At 64.9% G+C, this 16705-nt stretch carries 18 protein-coding genes; 9 read left to right on the top strand and 9 right to left on the bottom strand.

Going from position 1 to position 16705, the window contains the following annotated elements; all coding sequences use genetic code 11:
- Position 1 precedes the first annotated feature (1 nt).
- On the bottom strand, positions 2–1588 hold the full coding sequence (locus P7F60_RS08475; protein WP_277917294.1) for an NAD(P)/FAD-dependent oxidoreductase: 1587 nt from the start codon (positions 1586–1588) through the stop codon (positions 2–4).
- Positions 1589–1729: 141 nt separating this feature from the next.
- Between P7F60_RS08475 and P7F60_RS08470 the strand changes: the two genes are divergently transcribed.
- Positions 1730–3298: an NAD(P)/FAD-dependent oxidoreductase gene (locus tag P7F60_RS08470; RefSeq protein ID WP_277917293.1), complete on the top strand. Its 1569-nt coding sequence runs from the start codon at positions 1730–1732 to the stop codon at positions 3296–3298.
- Positions 3299–3354: 56 nt separating this feature from the next.
- Here the strand turns inward: P7F60_RS08470 and P7F60_RS08465 are convergent, their stop codons facing one another.
- The 5 genes from P7F60_RS08465 to P7F60_RS08445 form a co-directional block, all read right to left on the bottom strand.
- Positions 3355–4065: an MBL fold metallo-hydrolase gene (locus tag P7F60_RS08465; RefSeq protein ID WP_277917292.1), complete on the bottom strand. Its 711-nt coding sequence runs from the start codon at positions 4063–4065 to the stop codon at positions 3355–3357.
- A gap of 99 nt (positions 4066–4164) precedes the next feature.
- The gene (locus P7F60_RS08460) at positions 4165–4851 is read right to left on the bottom strand and encodes an amino acid ABC transporter permease (RefSeq protein WP_277917291.1); all 687 of its coding nucleotides are present in this window, start codon (positions 4849–4851) and stop codon (positions 4165–4167) included.
- Positions 4848–5681, bottom strand: a complete 834-nt coding sequence (locus tag P7F60_RS08455; RefSeq protein WP_277917290.1) for a transporter substrate-binding domain-containing protein — start codon at positions 5679–5681, stop codon at positions 4848–4850. The genes P7F60_RS08460 and P7F60_RS08455 overlap by 4 nt, the downstream gene beginning before the upstream one ends.
- A gap of 128 nt (positions 5682–5809) precedes the next feature.
- Positions 5810–6112: a GYD domain-containing protein gene (locus P7F60_RS08450; protein ID WP_277917289.1), complete on the bottom strand. Its 303-nt coding sequence runs from the start codon at positions 6110–6112 to the stop codon at positions 5810–5812.
- Positions 6109–6783, bottom strand: coding sequence for an isochorismatase family cysteine hydrolase (locus tag P7F60_RS08445; RefSeq protein ID WP_277917288.1), 675 nt, complete (start codon positions 6781–6783; stop codon positions 6109–6111). Before P7F60_RS08445 ends, P7F60_RS08450 begins: the two co-directional genes overlap by 4 nt.
- 113 nt (positions 6784–6896) lie before the next feature.
- Here P7F60_RS08445 and P7F60_RS08440 point away from each other — a divergent pair, with 113 nt between their 5' ends.
- Positions 6897–7811 carry a LysR substrate-binding domain-containing protein gene (locus P7F60_RS08440; RefSeq protein ID WP_277917287.1) on the top strand — a complete coding sequence of 305 codons (915 nt, stop codon included), beginning with the start codon at positions 6897–6899 and terminating at the stop codon, positions 7809–7811.
- Positions 7811–8701, top strand: a complete 891-nt coding sequence (locus P7F60_RS08435) for a LysR substrate-binding domain-containing protein (protein WP_277917286.1) — start codon at positions 7811–7813, stop codon at positions 8699–8701. The genes P7F60_RS08440 and P7F60_RS08435 overlap by 1 nt, the downstream gene beginning before the upstream one ends.
- Here P7F60_RS08435 and tsaA read toward each other — a convergent pair.
- Positions 8659–9189 carry a tRNA (N6-threonylcarbamoyladenosine(37)-N6)-methyltransferase TrmO gene (gene tsaA, locus P7F60_RS08430; RefSeq protein ID WP_277917285.1) on the bottom strand — a complete coding sequence of 177 codons (531 nt, stop codon included), beginning with the start codon at positions 9187–9189 and terminating at the stop codon, positions 8659–8661. The genes P7F60_RS08435 and tsaA overlap by 43 nt on opposite strands.
- Positions 9190–9257: 68 nt before the next feature.
- On the bottom strand, positions 9258–9479 hold the full coding sequence (locus P7F60_RS08425; RefSeq protein WP_277917284.1) for a DUF2061 domain-containing protein: 222 nt from the start codon (positions 9477–9479) through the stop codon (positions 9258–9260).
- A 273-nt stretch (positions 9480–9752) separates the two neighbouring features.
- Between P7F60_RS08425 and P7F60_RS08420 the strand changes: the two genes are divergently transcribed.
- The 4 genes from P7F60_RS08420 (at position 9753) to P7F60_RS08405 (ending at position 13136) form a co-directional block, all read left to right on the top strand.
- Complete coding sequence (locus P7F60_RS08420; RefSeq protein WP_277917283.1) at positions 9753–10211, top strand: low molecular weight phosphatase family protein; 459 nt, start codon at positions 9753–9755, stop codon at positions 10209–10211.
- 70 nt (positions 10212–10281) lie between these two features.
- Positions 10282–10467 carry a hypothetical protein gene (locus P7F60_RS08415; protein ID WP_277917282.1) on the top strand — a complete coding sequence of 62 codons (186 nt, stop codon included), beginning with the start codon at positions 10282–10284 and terminating at the stop codon, positions 10465–10467.
- 208 nt (positions 10468–10675) lie between these two features.
- Positions 10676–10825 (top strand): DUF1127 domain-containing protein, encoded by a 150-nt coding sequence (locus P7F60_RS08410; RefSeq protein ID WP_277917281.1) that lies wholly within the window; start codon positions 10676–10678, stop codon positions 10823–10825.
- A gap of 301 nt (positions 10826–11126) precedes the next feature.
- On the top strand, positions 11127–13136 hold the full coding sequence (locus P7F60_RS08405) for a methyl-accepting chemotaxis protein (RefSeq protein WP_277917280.1): 2010 nt from the start codon (positions 11127–11129) through the stop codon (positions 13134–13136).
- A gap of 10 nt (positions 13137–13146) precedes the next feature.
- Here P7F60_RS08405 and P7F60_RS08400 read toward each other — a convergent pair whose 3' ends face one another.
- Positions 13147–13860, bottom strand: a complete 714-nt coding sequence (locus tag P7F60_RS08400) for a DUF72 domain-containing protein (protein WP_277917279.1) — start codon at positions 13858–13860, stop codon at positions 13147–13149.
- A 123-nt stretch (positions 13861–13983) separates the two neighbouring features.
- On the opposite strand from P7F60_RS08400, the gene P7F60_RS08395 reads away from it, so the two are divergent.
- Together P7F60_RS08395 and P7F60_RS08390 are read left to right on the top strand one after the other, a co-directional pair.
- Complete coding sequence (locus P7F60_RS08395) at positions 13984–16089, top strand: catalase (RefSeq protein WP_277917278.1); 2106 nt, start codon at positions 13984–13986, stop codon at positions 16087–16089.
- A 13-nt stretch (positions 16090–16102) separates the two neighbouring features.
- The gene (locus P7F60_RS08390) at positions 16103–16690 is read left to right on the top strand and encodes a cysteine hydrolase (RefSeq protein WP_277917277.1); all 588 of its coding nucleotides are present in this window, start codon (positions 16103–16105) and stop codon (positions 16688–16690) included.
- Positions 16691–16705: the final 15 nt, after the last annotated feature.

The raw sequence follows: 16705 nt of genomic DNA, 5'->3' as shown, positions 1-16705 counted from the left end.
GCTACTTCAGCGACGACCCCAAAAGGAAACCCGAGCCGCCGGCCAGTCCCGGCCCCGGATGGGTGGAGGCGCCGATGTGGTAAAGGCCCGGCACATGGGTGCGGTGGTTGACGGAGGATTTGAAGGGGCGCCAGAGGAAGAACTGGTCCAGCCCGCAGAAGCCGCCATAGGGATCGCCGCCGACGAGGTTCATGTTCATCGCCTGCAGATCGGCCGGCGAATAAGCTTTGCGGGCGATGACGCTTTCGGCGAAACCCTCGATATGGTTGGCAAGGATCGCCTCGATGCGGTCGGCATAGGCTTCGCGCAGAGCCTCTGTCCAGCGCCCGTCGGCGGGAATATCCAGTTCGCCGGCGGCATCGCCCTTGATGTGGCGCGGCGTTTCGGGAAGCTGCAGCCAGAGGATCGACTTGCCTTCCGGCGCCCGCGAGGGATCGAAGGAGGCGGGTTGGCCGACGCAGATGGTCGGGACGGCCGGCAGCATGCCGCGCTCGGCCTCGTTGGCGGCGCGCGACACGCCGTCGAGGCCGGGGGTGAGGTGCAGCAGCGCCACCTGACCGAGTTCGGCATTGCCCTTCCATTGCGGCGGGCGGTCCAGCGCGTAGTGGATCTGCATATTGCCCTTGCCGTAGCGATAGGAGCGCAAGCCTTCGGAAACCTCGGCCGGCGGCGCCGGCCAATCCTTCAGCAGGCGGCCGTAAAGCTGGTTCGGCGTGACGGAGGCGATGACGCCGCTGGTGGCGCTGAGCGTCTCGCCGCCGGCAAGGCGAGCACCGGTAACCTTCCCGCCCGGCCCCTGCACCAGCGCCTCGACATCGGCCCCGGTGCGGATCGTGCCGCCGGTATCGGTGATCAGTTTTTCGAAGGCGGAAAGCAGCGTGCGTGCCCCGCCCCTGGCGACCGGGCAGCCGGCAAGCTCGATGGCGAAACCGATGACCTTGACCATTTCGGCCGAATAGGCGCTTTCCGGCCCCAGCCCGCAATGCAGCACCCAAGGCGCCCAGAGTGCCTGCGCTTCCTCGGAGCGGTAGGTTGCTTCCAGATGCGCCCGCGCTGGCATCAGCGCCTCGCCGAACCAGCCGGCGAGATTGCGCAGGCCACGCTTCCACGCCTCCTTGGCCACCGTCTTGGCGATCGAGCCTGACCAGAGCGCGCCGCCGAGCAGGGAAAACAGGAACGGCGCATCGGCGCCGAGCTTATCCATCTCGGACGAAAATGCTTTGCCGTCGCCGGCCGCCAGCGCCTCGAAGGTCGCGACATTGCGCTGGCGGTCCTTGGAGAAGATCACATGCGAACCGTCCGGGCGCAGCACACCGGTCGGCAGATCCGCATGGGCGAATTCCAGCCCGCGCGCTTCCAGATCCTTGCCGAGCGCGCCATAGGCGGGCGAGGTCAGGAACAGCACCATGGTCGTCGCCATCACGTCATGGACGAAGCCCGGCGCGGTGATCTCTTCTGTGCGCAGGCAGCCACCGATTTCGGGATTGCGCTCCAGCACAGCCACACGCTTGCCCTTCTTGCCGAGCATGGCCGCCGCCACCAGCGCATTGATGCCGCTGCCGACGATGATGTAGTCGAAATTGCCCATGGACGCCCCTCGATGCTTTTGGCGCGAGCCTATGAAACAAAATATGAAATTGCAAGCAATCCCCTGCGCCGTGCGCCATGCCGGCTTGCGGCGTCGGCGCAAAAATGTATGCATATAGGTATAATCGAATGGGGAATAACGATGACCTATGATGCGATCGTGATCGGCGCCGGCCATAACGGCCTCGCCGCCGCCATCGAACTGCAAAAGCGCGGCTGGTCGGTGGCTGTGGTCGAGGCCAAGGCGGAAGCCGGGGGCGCGGTCAAGACGCGCGAAGTGACGCTGCCGGGCTTCCGCCATGACCTCGCGGCCATGAATCTCTCGATGTTCGCCGGCTCCGCCTTCTTCGCCGCCAACAAGGATGCGCTGACAGCCCAGGGCCTCGGCCTCGTTCCGGCCGCCGATTGCTTCGCCAGCGTGTTTCGCGACGGCACGTTCCTCGGCGTCAGCACCGATCTGGAAAAGACCGCCGGCCGCATCGCCGCGCTCTCGCAAAAGGATGCGGCGGCCTGGCGGCAGATGCTGGCCGAATTCGGCAGCGACGCACCGCATATCTTCGGCCTGCTCGGCGCGCCCATGCCTTCCTGGCGATCGGCGAAGGTCGCGTGGAAGGCCTGGCGGGAAAAGGGGACGGGCTGGCTTTACGACATCGCGCGCCTGCTGCTCGCCTCGCCGCGCGATTTCCTCGACAGCCGTTTCGAACACCCCAAGGTCAAGGCGATGATGGCGGCCTGGGGTCTGCATCTCGATTTCGCGCCAGATGTTGCCGGCGGCGCGCTGTTCCCCTATCTGGAATCCATGGCCAACCAGGCCTTCGGCATGGTTATCGGAAAGGGTGGCGCCGATACGATCATCAAGGCGATGACCGGCCTGTTCGCTTCCAAGGGCGGCACGCTGCTTCTGGATGCGCCGGTCGAGGCGATCACGCTCGCTGGCGACAAGGCCAGCGGCGTGCGGCTCGCCGACGGCCGGGTGCTGGAGGCGCGCCGCGCGGTGATTTCCAACGTCCATCCCAAGCTGGTCTTCGGCAAGCTGTTGCCGAAGGATACCGGCCGTGCGGCTTACGAGCGCAAGATCGAGGCGTTTCGCGCGGGGCCGGGAACGATGATGATCCATCTGGCGCTGGACGGCCTGCCGGACTGGCGTGCGGGCGAGGCGCTGAAATCCTTCGCCTATGTGCATGTCGCCCCGGATTTCGAGATGATGTCGCGCGTCTATGCGCAGGCGATGGACGGGCTGTTGCCAAGCGAGCCGGCACTGGTCGTCGGCCAGCCCACCGCTCTCGATTCTTCGCGCGCGCCCGATGGCAAGCACGTCCTCTGGGTGCAGGTGCGCGTGTTGCCGGCGCAGATTCGCGGCGATGCCGGCGGCGAAATCGCCGCCACGGATTGGGATGGCGCGAAGGAGGCCTATGCCGACCGGGTTCTGGCGCTGCTGGAAACCTATGCGCCGGGATTGCGCGCGAAAATCCTCGGGCGCTCGGTGTTCTCGCCGCTCGACCTGGAGCGGGAAAACCCCAACCTGATCGGCGGCGACAATTTGAGCGGCAGCCATCATCTCGACCAGAATTTTCTCTTCCGCCCGGTCGCCGGCTATTCGCGCTATTCGACGCCGGTCAAGTCGCTCTATTGCTGCGGCGCGGCCACATGGCCGGGGGCCGGCACGGGGGCGGGTTCGGGCTTCATGCTGGCGGACATGCTGGGCAAGTAAGCGGGCCATCGGGCCGGTCGGCGATGGCCGCCGTTCCGGCCGGACGATGGAATGCGTCACTCGGCGTCGAGATAGGATCGGGCGATGGCCTGCATCCGCTCCCTGTCGAATTCGGCGCCATGGCCGCCATGGACCACGCCGACATCGAGGCCTGCCAGCCGGCTCATCGTCCGGCGGTAGGCCTGCCGGTCGCAACCCGGCAGGTCGTCCACCAATTGCCCCTCATAGATCGCATCGCCGGCGAAGAATTCGCCGGTCCTCTCGTCCAGAAGCCCGATGGAACCCGGGGAATGGCCGGGGAGATGCAGCACGGTGTAAGCGGCATCGCCGAGATCGATCACGTCGTTCTCGTGCAGGATTCGGGTCAACGGCGCCGGCGCGATGCAGTAGTCTGCGGCGGTCATGCCGTTTGGCGCGGCCTGCGCCAGCGCCTGCGGCTGGGCGCGAAAATAGCCGGCAAGGGTGGCCGCATCCGGCATCCCGGCAAAAGCCTCCGCCTCCGCCGCATGGCCCATGCGGGTCTCGAATTCGTGGAACGCGCCGACATGGTCGACATGCACATGCGTCGCCACCGCCAGCACCGGTTTTCCCGGACGGATGGGCAGGGTTTCGCGCAGGCACGCCAGCCCCATGCCGAAATCGACGACCAGATCGGCATCGCGGCCGATGACGTGAAAGACGTTGGCGCGAAAGAAGCTGTGGACATGCGGCTCGCTGATCCGCGTCAGGCGGTTCGAGAGCGGTTCCGTCGAAAACCAGGGGGTCATTTCCGCCTCCGTCGATGCAGCCGCTTGCCGGGCAAGCGGCGGTTGCGCGCCGGGGCCGAGACTATGTTCATACGATCCAACCTTGCAGCCCCTCCTGCTTCAGCGATAACCGCGCGAAAGCCGGTATTCGATTCGACCCTGGGCGAATGTCAGCAGCGAAACGATTACCAGATAATAAACGAGCGCCGCCCCATACCATTCGAGGAAACGGAAACTCGTGGCGATCGCGAACTGCGAGACCGTCATCAGTTCCTTCAGCGAGATCACCGTCGCCAGCGAGGTGGTCTTCAGCAGCGAGATGAACTCGTTCATCAGCGCCGGCACCGCGATGCGCAGGGCCTGCGGCATGGTGACGAGCAGAAAGATCTGCCATCCATGCAGGCCGAGCGCTGCCGCCCCTTCCCGCTGCCCCTGACCCACGGCGGCGAAGGCGCTGCGCAGGATCTCGGCGAGATAGGCGATCTGGATCAGCGACAGCGCCAGGAAGGCGGCGAAGAACGGCGTGAACCAATCGGCACGGAACACATCCGAAATCTGCGGCAGGCCGTTCCAGACGAACAGCAGCACCAGCAGCGCCGGCGCGCCGCGAAACAGCCAGACATAGACCGTCACGATCCACCGCACCGCCCGGCGCGGCGAGCCGGCCATGGAGCCGAGCCCCATGCCCAGAACCAGCGACACGGCCATGACGCAGAGCGACAGGCCGACGGTGAGCAGCGCCCCCTGGAACAGGGCAGCGCTGAAGACCGCGTGGACGAAAAGATCGAGCTGGAACAAAGCCGTCACTTCACGTCATGCGAAACGTCGGTCGCCGTTTCCGGCAGGTTCCATTTCTTCAGCATGGCCTTCATCTCGCCGCTTGCCTGCAGCGCCTCGATCGCCTGCTTCAGCATCTCGCGGTCACCCGCGCTCTTGCGCAGGTAGATGCCGTAATTTTCGCTCTGGTCGTAGGTGTAGGGAATGCTGAGCTTGCCCGGCACCTGCAACATGCGATAGGCGGCCGTGGTATCCTGGGTGATCGTCGCGGTGGCGCGGCCGACGAGGATCTGCTGGATGACGCCGGCGGCGGAAGGATAGGTCTGGGCCTGCACGGGCGGCTTGCCGGCAGCTTCCAACTCGGTATTGAGATCGGCGACGATCTTCTCGTAGGACGTGCCGGCCTCGATTGCCATCACCTTACCGCTGACATCGGCCGGCGCCTTCGTCTCCTTGTCGCTCGCCGCCGTCACCAGCACGATATGCGAGCCGAAATAGGGAATGCCGTCATATTTCTCGAGGCGCGCCGGGGTGATCAGGATGCCGCTGGCGACGAGGTCGCAGCGTTTCGAATCCAGCGACGGCAGCAGGCCCTTGAAATCGCCGACCACATATTCCGCCTTGGCGTCCCAGCGCTTGGCGATGGCGTCCAGCAGGTCGATCTCGAAGCCGACGAGATCCTTGTCGCCGGGATTTTCGTAATATTCCATCGGCGGGAATTCGCCGCTGGTGCAGACTTTCAGCACGCCGCCGGACACGAAGTCCGGTTTCTGCCCGGCCGCCTGCGCCTGGCCCATGAGCGCGGCCAGCAGGCCGCCCGCGATCAGCGCCGATTTCAGTCCAGACTGGTTCTTCATCATAATCCGTTCCCTTTTTTGTTGCGTTTTTGAAGTGGTATAGAAAAGCCAAGTGCAGACAAGCTAATTGTTTTCGCCTGAAAACCGCATGAAAACTAAACGATTATCCGCCCCCCCGAACCGTGCCGTTCCTATGTCATCGCCTGGAGAATTCCGCCATAGGCCCCGGTGTCGAAGGCCGGCATGATCAGCGGCTCGACATGCCCGTCGCGCCGCGCGGTCAGCACGTATTGCAGCATCGCCTCATTGCTCGGCATCTCGAAGACCTGCAGGAAATCGTAAGTCCCGAGCAGGGCGTAGAAGGCGATGGAGCGGCCACCGAGGGAGGCAACGCGATCCTCGCTGACCTTGCGGCGGCGGGCGCTGTCGGTCAGTTCGTCGAGCCCCTTCTGCGTCAGGCGCATCAGGGAGACGTAGGTCTGCTGGCCACTCATGCCTTCGCTCGCTCCAGCCGGCCCAGACCCTCGAGAACCGCCGCGCTGTCGGTCAGCGCGCCAAAAATGCCGTTCTCGACGGTAACCATGTGCAGGGCCGCCTCATGGGCATACTGGTCGCCGCTGGCGCAGGCGTCGGAAATCGTCAGGCACTGGAAATTGCGGTCGCAGGCCTCGCGCAACGTCGTGTGGACGCAGACATCGGTGGTGCAACCGGAAAACAGCAGATGCGTGATGCCCTGCGCGCGCAGCACATGCTCGAAATCCGTATAGGTGAAGGCGCCGTTGCAGGTCTTGTCGACGATGATGTCTTCGGGGCCGACGTCGATATCGGCCGAAATCTGGAAGCCCGGACTGGAGCGCAGCAACGCCGTGGTGCCGTCGAGGCCGGAGCGCTGACGACGCCATTTCTCATAGGGCGTCATGTCGGCGAGATCGGCGCGGTAGCCCTGCCGGGTGTGGATGACGCGGATGCCGGCGCTGCGGCAGGCGCCGATCAAGCGGTTGACGGCGGGGATGATGGCGCGCAGCGGCGCGGGATCGTAGCCCTGCCTGGCGAAGTAACCGGTCGAGGACAGGAAATCGTCCTGCAGGTCGATAACGATCAGCGCCGTCCTGGCCGGATCGAGATTGCCGTCATAGGGAAAATCGAATGGTCTTGCCGAAATCATGACGTTCCTCCTTTTCCATAGGGGTAGCACTCTTAACAGTTCGAAAAAATCAATTTAATATCGCCAGTATCGTTTGATGAATTGAAACAATTGGCGGTCCGGAAATGTCGCGCATGTTGCCCTACCTGCAATATCTGCCTGCCTTCGAGGCGGCGGCGCGGCTCGGCAGCGTGCGGCAGGCGGCCGGGGAACTGAACCTCAGCCCCAGCGCCGTCTCGCTGCAATTGAAGAAGCTTGGCGAGGCCACCGGCATCGCGCTGTTTCGCAAGTCGGGCCGCAATGTCGTGCTGACCCAGGCCGGGCGGGATTTTTCGCAAGCCGTCGCCATTTCGCTGGGGCAGATCGACACGGCCACGCGCACCTCGCGCCGGGCGGCGGCCGGCGAGCAGCCGGTGTCGCTGTCGGTCTCGGTGCCGACGGCGCTCGGCATCGCCTGGCTGACGGCAGCGATCATCGGCTTTGCCGAGGGCCATGGCATCTCGAAACTGTCGATCGATGAGGCGATGACGGCAGCCGAGGTCGACTGGACCCGCAACGACATCGCCGTCGTCTATGACAACCCGCCCTTCACCGGCAAGCATTGGCGCCTGCTCGGCGAAGTCCGCCTGTCCGCCGTCTGCGCGCCGACGCTTCTTTCCCGCCTCGACCTGCGCAACCGCGAGCGCAAGCTTAGCGCCGTGACGCTGCTGCATGAAGACGATGGCGGTGAATGGGCGAAATGGTCGGTCGCCGCCCGCATCGGGCTGGAGGGCAATACGCATGTGCGGGTCAATTCGGTGGCGCAGGCGATCGCCTCCGCCATCCAGGGGCGCGGCGTTGCGCTGGTCTCGGACGTGCTGACCCGCAATTCCCTCAACGAAGGCCGGCTGATCCAACCGTTTCCGACGACGATCAACGCGGCGCGCGAATATTACATCGTCAGCCCGGTGGAGCGGGCCGGCGAGCCGATCCTGCGGGCGCTGGCCGACCGGCTGATCGAGCATCTGCACCCCGGCGCGACGAGAGCCTCCCGCGAAAGAGAGACATGATGGCCCTTCCTCCCCTGCATGCGTTTCGTGTCTTCGAAAGCGTCGCCCGGCTCGGCAATGTCGGCGCGGCCGCAGCCGAGCTGCATGTGACGCCGGGCGCGGTCAGCCAGCAGATCCGCGCCCTGCAGACGGGGCTCGGCGTCGAGCTGTTCCAGAAGCGCGGCCGTCAGCTCGCCCTGACCCGGAGCGGCGCCCAGCTCCAGCGCTCGGTCGCCACCGCCATGGACGCGATCCAGACCGGCGTGCGCCAGGTCGCCGCCGCGCGCCACGACGAGGAGACAAGGCGCAGCTTGCGGATCTCCATGCCCCAGGTCTACGGAACGGCCTGGCTCGCCACGCGTCTCTTCCGATTCATGGACGAGAACCCGAATTTCCAGTTGAACGTCGTGACCTCGAGCTATTTCCAGGGCATCGACTGGCGCAAGACCGATGTCGCCGTCATCTATGGCGTGCCGCCCTGGCCGGGCTTCTGGTGGCATCTGCTGCATGGCATCCGCATGACGCCGGTCTGCAGCCCGCAATTGCTGCGTGGACCGAAGGCTATCCGCCAGCCTTCCGACCTTGCCTATCACCGCCTGCTGCATGAAGACGACGGTGCGCAATGGCGGCGCTGGCAGGCGCAGGCCGGCATTGCCTGGGGCGGCGAGTCGGATGTCTATTTCGACAGTTTCGGCATCGTCCTCCAGGCCGCTCGTGACGGCTTCGGCGTGGCGCTGAGCGACGAGGTGGTCTCCGCCCGCGATCTCGACGAGGGCAGGCTCGTGCAGCCGTTGCAAATCGGCGTCGCCGCGCTCCACAACTACTATTGCCTGTGCCCTGAGGCCAAGCGCGACAGCGCCGAGATCGATTATTTCATCAACTGGCTGATCGGTGAATCGTCAGGACCGTGAGCGGTCTCGAAGTCGCCCTTCTGCGGCGGGGCGACGGGCGTGAACAGGCAGCGGTCGGGCTTGATGTCGATCAGCGGCGTGCCGTCGAGGCAATCGAGGCCCTTGACGAAAAGCCGCGCGCCCTCGACCTTTTCCAGGATGACGATCGAGGTGCCGATCGGGTTCGGCCGCACCGGCGAGCGCAGCGAAAACGTGCCATGGGTCTCGCCGTTCGAGGCCGGGCTTTGCAGCACGAGGTCGCGGCGGGAGCGATCGAGCCAGTAGAGGATCTCCAGCCGCTGGAAGCGCTCGATGCCACGCAGCGCCGCCACCCAGGGCTCGAACACCTCGATGATGCAGACCGGCCCGTCCTGACGGCCCTGTCGTGGCGTTTCCAGCCGCGAGACCCAAGGGGTTTCGATGCGGCCGATGAACACAAGCCCGGCATCTACCGCCGGCGGCGGCTCGACCGCCACCTCGTTTTCCCGGATTTCGTTTTCCCGCACCATAAGCCTGCTCCTCCCGCCACGACTTGCCCGAAGAGGCGGCCCGGCCGCACCGAGCGAACGCACCATCGTCACGAGATACCGTCGGATGGCTTGGCGCGGCCGAAGGGCACGCGAAGCCAGACTCTCTCGTGAAAATAATAAAGCAGGGATTTGGTAACGACCTCGGTGAAACCGATCGTGGCCGCAAGCCTGATGCTGCCGGTAATGACCAGGGAAATCAGGATGGTATCGACGGATCCCGTCGCGCGCCACGAGAGCGCTTTCACTATGCTGCGTTTATGCGTGTCCATCGTAGAATGGCTGGCACCTGAATTGACCCCACGCGATTAGAGCACTCGCGGGACCGATTGTCGAATCGTATCGCGACAAAAGCTGTCACATCCCGCCACTATTCTGCCGGGAAGGGAGGACAGGCCCGCCCGTCTTGCGCCGGCAGGGGGAGTGTGGTGGGATTGCCGAAAGCCGTCCATCGCTGCCGGACCTCGGTCGCAAGCGCCCCGGCGGTCGGCCGTCCGCTCCTGAAAATCCGCCGCCGAGATCCTCAAATCCAACCGGAGCTCTCCTTGTCCAAGCCTATCCCCCGCTCCATCCTCTTCTGCTGCGATCACAATTCGGTTCGCTCTCCCATGGCCGAAGGCTTGATGAAGAAGATTTACGGCCGCGCCGCCTATGTGCAATCCGCCGGCGTCCGGCATGACAGGGAAGTCGACGGCTTCGCCATCGCCGTCTGCAACGAGATCGGCGTCGAGCTGGTGCGCCATCGCTGCCGCTCGTTCGAGGAGATGCAGGATTGGGGCGACCATCTCGGCAGCTTCGATCTCGTGGTTGCGCTTTCGCCCACCAGCCAGCGCCTGGCCATGGACATGGCCCGCACCGCCGCGCTGGAGGTGGAATACTGGCCGATTTCCGATCCTGTCGGCCAGGCCGACGGACGCGAGGCGACGCTTGCGCTCTACCGCGCGGCCCGCGACCAGATCCGCAATCGCATGATCGAACGCTTCGGCGCGCCTGCCGAGGGTTGAGCTTTTCCCGGAACCGGTTCCGCCCGCCTCGCGTTGGAGAAAGGTGTCTAACCCTTCAAGGAGAAGAGCCATGACGGACGAGGACAAGCAGGCGCAGAAGGCGGTCGAAAAAACCCGCGACGCCCCCGCCGGCGCAAAGCCTCCGCCCCCCGCCGGCCCTCACGCCAAGGAGCGCCTCACCGACGAAAGCAAGACGCCGGGCGCCGGTACGCTGCCGGACGCTAAGGAGAAGAGCGTCAATCCGGGTGCGGGTTGAGAAGCATTCCAGCCTCCATGCCGATCGAAACGGCACGCAAGCGGTGGATGAGCCATAACGAGACGATGCGCGCGATGGGTGCCGGCGCTGGCTGCATGTCGAAGCACCGGTCGCCGCCATGCAAGGCCGGCATGCCTCCGGTGCAAACTTGTGCCTTTTTCCCAGGCACGAAATTGCCTATCTACTGGGCAACACAAAGGAGTTGATCATGAACGTTTTCGCAAAGCTCAAGAAGAATGCAGCCGAACGTCGCGCCGCCCGCGAACTGAACGCCCTCGACGACCGCGCCCTGCGCGACCTCGGCATCTCGCGTGAAAACATCCGCGCCGCCGTTTCCGGCTTCCTGGTTTTCGGCTGAACCGACCGGATTGCCAGCCGGGCACACCGCCCCGCCGATACGCTTCCCGAGAACGATCGGGCAGTAGACCACCGCCAGCCTCCCGCGCCGACAGGCGCCCCAGGCTGGCCGGTTGTGAACGACCTTCCCTACATTTTCTTGCAATGACGGCCGACACGCGATGCCTGTATACGGCCGTTCGCCATTTCGCCAGCGGGCGCGCCGCGTGTGAAACCTTCCCGGCGCAACCATGAAAATATTAAGCGAAACATAACGATATCCTGATAACCCAGGCGGCAGTTTTCCAGAACAGGCCGCCGCCATGCGTCATATTCCCGTCATCGGCAAGTTTCTTGTCATTCTCTGCGCCTTCGGGCTGTTCGTGGCCGGCGTCACGGCCTATAGCAGCTCGCGCATATCGTTCATCGATACGTCCTACACCGCGCTGCTGGAGAAGGAATCCAACGCGACGCTGATGCTGGCGCGCGCCAGCCGCAGCCTGGTGTCGATCCGTTCCGCCATTGCCGATATCCTGATTGCGCGCGATGACGCCGACAAGAAGGCCGCCGTGGCCGACATGAAGATGAGCGAAGGCTTCTTCACCACGCAGATCGATGCGGCGATGGCCAGCGCGCCCGACAATGCCCGCATCGCCGCGATCAAGGCTGAAGCTGTCGATGCGCTGAAAAACAAATGCGGCCCGCTGATTGCCGCTGCCAGCATCGCGCTGGCCGAGACCGAAGTCGATCGCACCCAGGCGGATTTCGCCACGACCTGCCGCCCGTCCTTCACCATCGCGATCAACGATATCACCGACGAGATCGGCAAGATCACCGCCCTCACCGAAACACGTCACGCCGGACTCGTCGACACGACCCGCGACACGATCATCACCACCATCGTGAGTGTCGTCGCCGGCCTTGCCGTCATGCTGGTCGCCGGCTTCTTTGCCGTGCGCGCCTGGATCGCCCGGCCGCTGGATACGCTTTCGGGCACCATGACCACGCTTGCCAACGGCAACCTCGACGTTGCCATCGCCGAAACCGAGCGCCGCGACGAAATCGGCGGCATGGCCCGCGCCGTCCAGGTATTCAAGGACAATGGCCTGCGCACCCGCGCGCTCGAAGCCTCTTCACAGGCCGAGCGGACTGCCGTCGAGGCAGAACGCGAGCGCAATTCGGATATCGAACGGGTGCGCGCCAACGCCATGGCCCAGGCGACCGGTGGCCTTGCCGAAGGGTTGAAGCGCATGGCAAATGGCGATCTCGGCTTCGAGCTGACCCAGTCCTTCTCGCCGGAGTTCGAAACCCTGCGCCATGATTTCAACGCCGCCGTCACCCAGCTCCGCACCACCTTGCAGGCCGTCTCCGAGGTCACCGTCTCCATCGACGGCGGCTCGCGGGAACTGAGCCAAGCCGCCAGCGACCTGTCGCGCCGCACCGAGCAGCAGGCCGCCGCGCTGGAAGAGACAGCCGCCGCGCTCGATGAGATCACCGCCAACGTCTCGCAGTCTTCGAAGCGCGCCGAAGAGGCCCGCAGTAAGGCATCGGAAGCCAATTCCTCGGCTGACCGTTCGGCGAAGGTCGTGTCCGAAGCCGTTGCCGCCATGCAGCGCATCGAGGAGTCCTCCGGGCAGATCTCCAACATCATCGGCGTCATCGACGAGATCGCCTTCCAGACCAATCTGCTGGCGCTCAACGCCGGCGTCGAGGCGGCCCGCGCCGGTGAAGCCGGCAAGGGCTTTGCCGTCGTCGCCCAGGAAGTCCGCGAACTGGCGCAACGCTCCGCGCAGGCTGCAAGGGAAATCAAGGAGCTGATCCGCCATTCCGCCGGCGAGGTCGAGGGCGGCGTCCGCCTCGTGACCGAGACCGGCGAGGCGCTGAAGGTGATCGGCCAGCATGTCAACGACATCAACGTCCAGCTCGATGCCATCGCCACCTCGGCGCGCGAACAATCGGTGGGATTGGCGGAGGTCAATGCGGCGGTCAACCAGATGGACCAGACGACGCAGCAGAATGCGGCGATGGTCGAGCAATCGACGGCTGCGAGTTCCTCGTTGGCGCTGGAGGCGGACAGGCTGCGCCAGCTCGTCGGAAAGTTTCAGGTGGGTGACGCGGCAGTCGCCGGCGGTCGCGCCTTCGCTGCGGCGCCCCCCGCCTCGCGTCCTGCCCCTGCGCCGGTCGCCGCTGCGGTCCGCCCGCGCCTGAAGGTGGCCAGCACCGCCTCGCCACGGATCGCCTCGCCGGCCAAGCGCATGGTCGACAAGCTCGCCAACGCCTTCGGCGGCGGCTCACCCGCCCCGACCAATGATGCCGGATGGGACGAGTTCTGATCCGGCGCGATCACGCTTCCCGCGAGGCAGCCGGCAGGCGCGACAGCGCCGTCAGCGCATTGCTTGTCGCTGCCCCCGAGGCGGTATTGTCGAAAACGCACCAGCCGTTGGGCGGCAGCAGCCGGATGAAGGCGTCGATTTCCGCGTCGTCATAGGCGGAGTAATAGATTTTCGGCGTGCCGTGCAGGCGGATATAGCGTGGCGGAAGGGTGAAATCGACCGCCTTCCAGATGACCGGCGGATCGGCCAGCACCGGGTCGATGCCGTGCCGTCGCATCAGCGCACCTGCCTCGGCTCCGGCCCAGCTCGGATGGCGCGGCTCGAGCACGATTGGGCCGGAATGGCGCGCCCGCATCGCCGCGAAGGCGGCCTCGGCCACATCGGCATCGAAGCGCAAGTTCGGCGGCAACTGGCACAACAGCGGCCCGAGCTTCTTGCCGAGGCCGGCGATATCGGCCAGGAACAGGTCCAACTCGGCCTCGATCCCTTTCAACCGGTGCTCATGGCTGATAGTCTTCGGCATCTTGATCGCAAAGCGGAAATCTTCAGGCACATCGGCGGCCCAGCGGACGAACGTATCCGGCCGGTGGCGGCGATAGAAGGTGGTGTTGACCTCGACGCCCGGAAAGCGGGCGGCATAACGGGCAAGGCCCGATCCGGCGGATGGAAAATGCGCCGCAACGGCTTTCGAGATCGACCATGCGGCCGTGGCGATGATCGGCATGGAGGCGATCTCCCCTCAATTGCGGTTTAAGAAGCGAAACGGCGCGGCAGCCGCTGCGGTTCCGGCAACGGAACAACCGCTGGCCGTATTCGTTATGCAGCCGACCTCAACAGGGAGATCGTCATGCCGAAAACGCAACCGCCCAAGGACAAGCCCGCCACCATCCACGACCAGCAGCTTCGTCGCGGCGCCGGCGGGGAATTGCACCAGACCGCCGGGGGAACCTGTCCGGTCATGACCACCGCGCTCGGCGCTCCCGTCTCCGACGACCAGAACACGCTGCGCGTCGGCGCGCGCGGCCCGGCGCTGATGGAGGATTTCCATTTCCGCGAGAAGATTTTCCACTTCGACCACGAGCGCATTCCCGAGCGTGTCGTCCATGCCCGCGGCTATGGCGCCCACGGCTTCTTCGAAACCTACGACTCGCTGTCGGACGTCACCCGCGCCGATTTCCTGCAGCGACCCGGTGAGAAGACTCCGGCCTTCGTGCGCTTTTCGACCGTCGCCGGCTCCAAGGGATCCTTCGACCTCGCCCGCGACGTGCGCGGCTTCGCGGTGAAGATCTACACCAAGGAGGGCAACTGGGATCTGGTCGGCAACAATATTCCCGTGTTCTTCATCCAGGATGCGATCAAGTTTCCCGACATCATCCATTCGGTGAAGCCGGAGCCGGATCGCGGCTTCCCGCAGGCGCAATCGGCGCATGACAATTTCTGGGATTTCATCAGCCTGACGCCGGAAAGCATGCACATGATCATGTGGGTGATGTCGGATCGCGCCATTCCCCGCTCCTTCCGCTTCATGGAAGGGTTCGGCGTCCATACGTTCCGCTTCGTCAATGCGGCGGGCGCCTCCACCTTCGTCAAGTTCCACTGGAAACCGAAGCTCGGCCTGCAATCCGTCGTCTGGAACGAGGCGGTGAAGATCAACGGCGCCGATCCGGATTTCCATCGTCGCGATCTCTGGCAGGCGATCCAGTCCGGCAATTTCCCGGAATGGGAGCTGTGCGTGCAGCTTTTCGACCAGGATTTCGCCGACAGCTTCGATTTCGACATTCTCGATCCGACCAAGATCATCCCCGAGGAGGTGCTGCCGGTGCGACCCATCGGCCGACTGGTGCTCGACCGCATGCCAGACAATTTCTTCGCCGAGACCGAGCAGGTGGCTTTCATGACCCAGAACGTGCCGCCTGGCATCGGCTTTTCCAACGATCCGCTGCTGCAGGGGCGCAATTTCTCCTATCTCGACACGCAGCTGAAGCGGCTGGGCAGCACGAATTTCACCCATCTGCCGATCAATGCGCCGAAGTGTCCCTTCCATCATTTCCAACAGGACGGGCACATGGCGATGCGCAATCCCGTGGGCCGCGCCAATTACGAGCCGAATTCCTGGGACCAAGGCCCACGCGAATCCCCCGAGCGCGGCTACAAGCATTTCCCTTCCGAAGAGCAGGGCCAGAAGGTGCAGCTACGCCCGGAAAGCTTTGCCGACCATTACAGCCAGGCGCGGCAATTCTTCATCAGCCAGACGGATATCGAGCAGGCCCATATCGCCGCCGCGCTCACCTTCGAACTCAGCAAGGTCGAGACGCCCGTCATCCGCGAACGCATGGTTTCGCATCTCATGAATATCGACCAGGGGCTGGCGCAGAAGGTGGCCGACAATCTCGGCATCGTCAGCCTGCCGAAGCCGGCGGATGCGGCGGTGAAGCCGCGCACCGATCTCGACGCGTCGCCGGTGCTCAGCATCGTCAATCGCGGGCCGCAGCGGTTCGAGGGCCGCAAGCTCGGCATCCTCGTCACCGACGGCACGGATGCGGCGCTGCTCAAGAAGCTGATGCGGGCGATCGAGAAGGAAAAGGGCACGGTGGAAATCATCGCGCCGAAGGTCGGCGGCGTGACGCTGTCGGACGGCAACCGGCTGCCGGCGCAGCAGATGCTCGATGGCGGCCCCTCGGTGCTCTATGATGCCGTCGCCGTGCTGCCCGGCGCGGAAGGTGCTGGGATGCTGGCCGTCGCGCCGCCTGCGCGGGATTTCCTCGCCGATGCCTTCGTCCATTGCAAGTTCATCGCCCATAGTCCCGAGGCCGCGTCCCTGCTCGCCAAGGCCGGCATCGATGCGCCGGACGAAGGCGTGACGGCGTTGTCGGGGGCGAAGGATGTCGATGCCTTCGTCGGCAAGCTCGGGCAGTTACGGTTCTGGGCACGCGAGCCGAAGGCTTCGGCGTAAACGGAGGGCTGATATGGGCCGGCTCGGACAATGGCGGCATCTGTGCGTCGACATGCAGCGCCTGTTCGGCGAGGAGACGCCCTGGGGGCTTGCCTGGTTCGACCGCGTCCTGCCGCAGATCGAGGAAATGACGGGGCGGCATGCCGAGCGGACGATCTTCACCCGCTTCATGCCGCCCCGGACGCCGGAGGACATGCCGGGCCAGTGGCGTGACTACTATCGCAAATGGTGGATGATGACCGGCGAGCACCTGCCGGCGGAAATGACGGAGGTGGTCGCCGCGCTCGCCCGCTTCATGCCGCCGGCCCGCAGCTTCTTAAAACCCTGCTATTCGCCGTGGTTCGACGGCCGGCTGCATGCCACCCTTCAGGCGGAGGCGGTGGAGACGCTTGTCATGACCGGGGGCGAGACGGATGTCTGCGTTCTGGCGACCGTGCTCGGGGCCATCGACCACGGCTACCGGGTGATCGTGCTCACCGACGGCGTCTGCTCCAGCGCCGACGCCACGCATGACGCCTCGATCAAGCTGCTGGGCGCCCGCTTTTCCACACAGGTCGAACTGGCGACGACAGCGGATTTTCTGGATTCCGAAAAGCAATAGGATTTTCGCGCGCCC

Origin of the sequence: Rhizobium sp. YJ-22, from assembly GCF_029601685.1 — a bacterium.
Lineage (GTDB): Bacteria > Pseudomonadota > Alphaproteobacteria > Rhizobiales > Rhizobiaceae > Metarhizobium.
Note: the sequence above shows the minus strand (reverse complement) of the source record. Positions and strands in the feature narration are given on the sequence as shown.

Bases quoted from the DNA above. Each gene is read 5' to 3' on its own strand.
- tsaA (WP_277917285.1), bottom strand. From the start codon at position 9,189: ATGGTGCGGGAAAACGAAATCCGGGAAAACGAGGTGGCGGTCGAGCCG.
- P7F60_RS08470 (WP_277917293.1), top strand. From the start codon at position 1,730: ATGACCTATGATGCGATCGTGATCGGCGCCGGCCATAACGGCCTCGCC.
- P7F60_RS08440 (WP_277917287.1), top strand. From the start codon at position 6,897: ATGTTGCCCTACCTGCAATATCTGCCTGCCTTCGAGGCGGCGGCGCGG.
- P7F60_RS08390 (WP_277917277.1), top strand. From the start codon at position 16,103: ATGGGCCGGCTCGGACAATGGCGGCATCTGTGCGTCGACATGCAGCGC.
- P7F60_RS08400 (WP_277917279.1), bottom strand. From the start codon at position 13,860: ATGCCGATCATCGCCACGGCCGCATGGTCGATCTCGAAAGCCGTTGCG.
- P7F60_RS08425 (WP_277917284.1), bottom strand. From the start codon at position 9,479: ATGGACACGCATAAACGCAGCATAGTGAAAGCGCTCTCGTGGCGCGCG.
- P7F60_RS08415 (WP_277917282.1), top strand. From the start codon at position 10,282: ATGACGGACGAGGACAAGCAGGCGCAGAAGGCGGTCGAAAAAACCCGC.
- P7F60_RS08450 (WP_277917289.1), bottom strand. From the start codon at position 6,112: ATGAGTGGCCAGCAGACCTACGTCTCCCTGATGCGCCTGACGCAGAAG.
- P7F60_RS08455 (WP_277917290.1), bottom strand. From the start codon at position 5,681: ATGATGAAGAACCAGTCTGGACTGAAATCGGCGCTGATCGCGGGCGGC.
- P7F60_RS08435 (WP_277917286.1), top strand. From the start codon at position 7,811: ATGGCCCTTCCTCCCCTGCATGCGTTTCGTGTCTTCGAAAGCGTCGCC.
- P7F60_RS08465 (WP_277917292.1), bottom strand. From the start codon at position 4,065: ATGACCCCCTGGTTTTCGACGGAACCGCTCTCGAACCGCCTGACGCGG.
- P7F60_RS08395 (WP_277917278.1), top strand. From the start codon at position 13,984: ATGCCGAAAACGCAACCGCCCAAGGACAAGCCCGCCACCATCCACGAC.
- P7F60_RS08445 (WP_277917288.1), bottom strand. From the start codon at position 6,783: ATGATTTCGGCAAGACCATTCGATTTTCCCTATGACGGCAATCTCGAT.
- P7F60_RS08410 (WP_277917281.1), top strand. From the start codon at position 10,676: ATGAACGTTTTCGCAAAGCTCAAGAAGAATGCAGCCGAACGTCGCGCC.
- P7F60_RS08475 (WP_277917294.1), bottom strand. From the start codon at position 1,588: ATGGGCAATTTCGACTACATCATCGTCGGCAGCGGCATCAATGCGCTG.
- P7F60_RS08405 (WP_277917280.1), top strand. From the start codon at position 11,127: ATGCGTCATATTCCCGTCATCGGCAAGTTTCTTGTCATTCTCTGCGCC.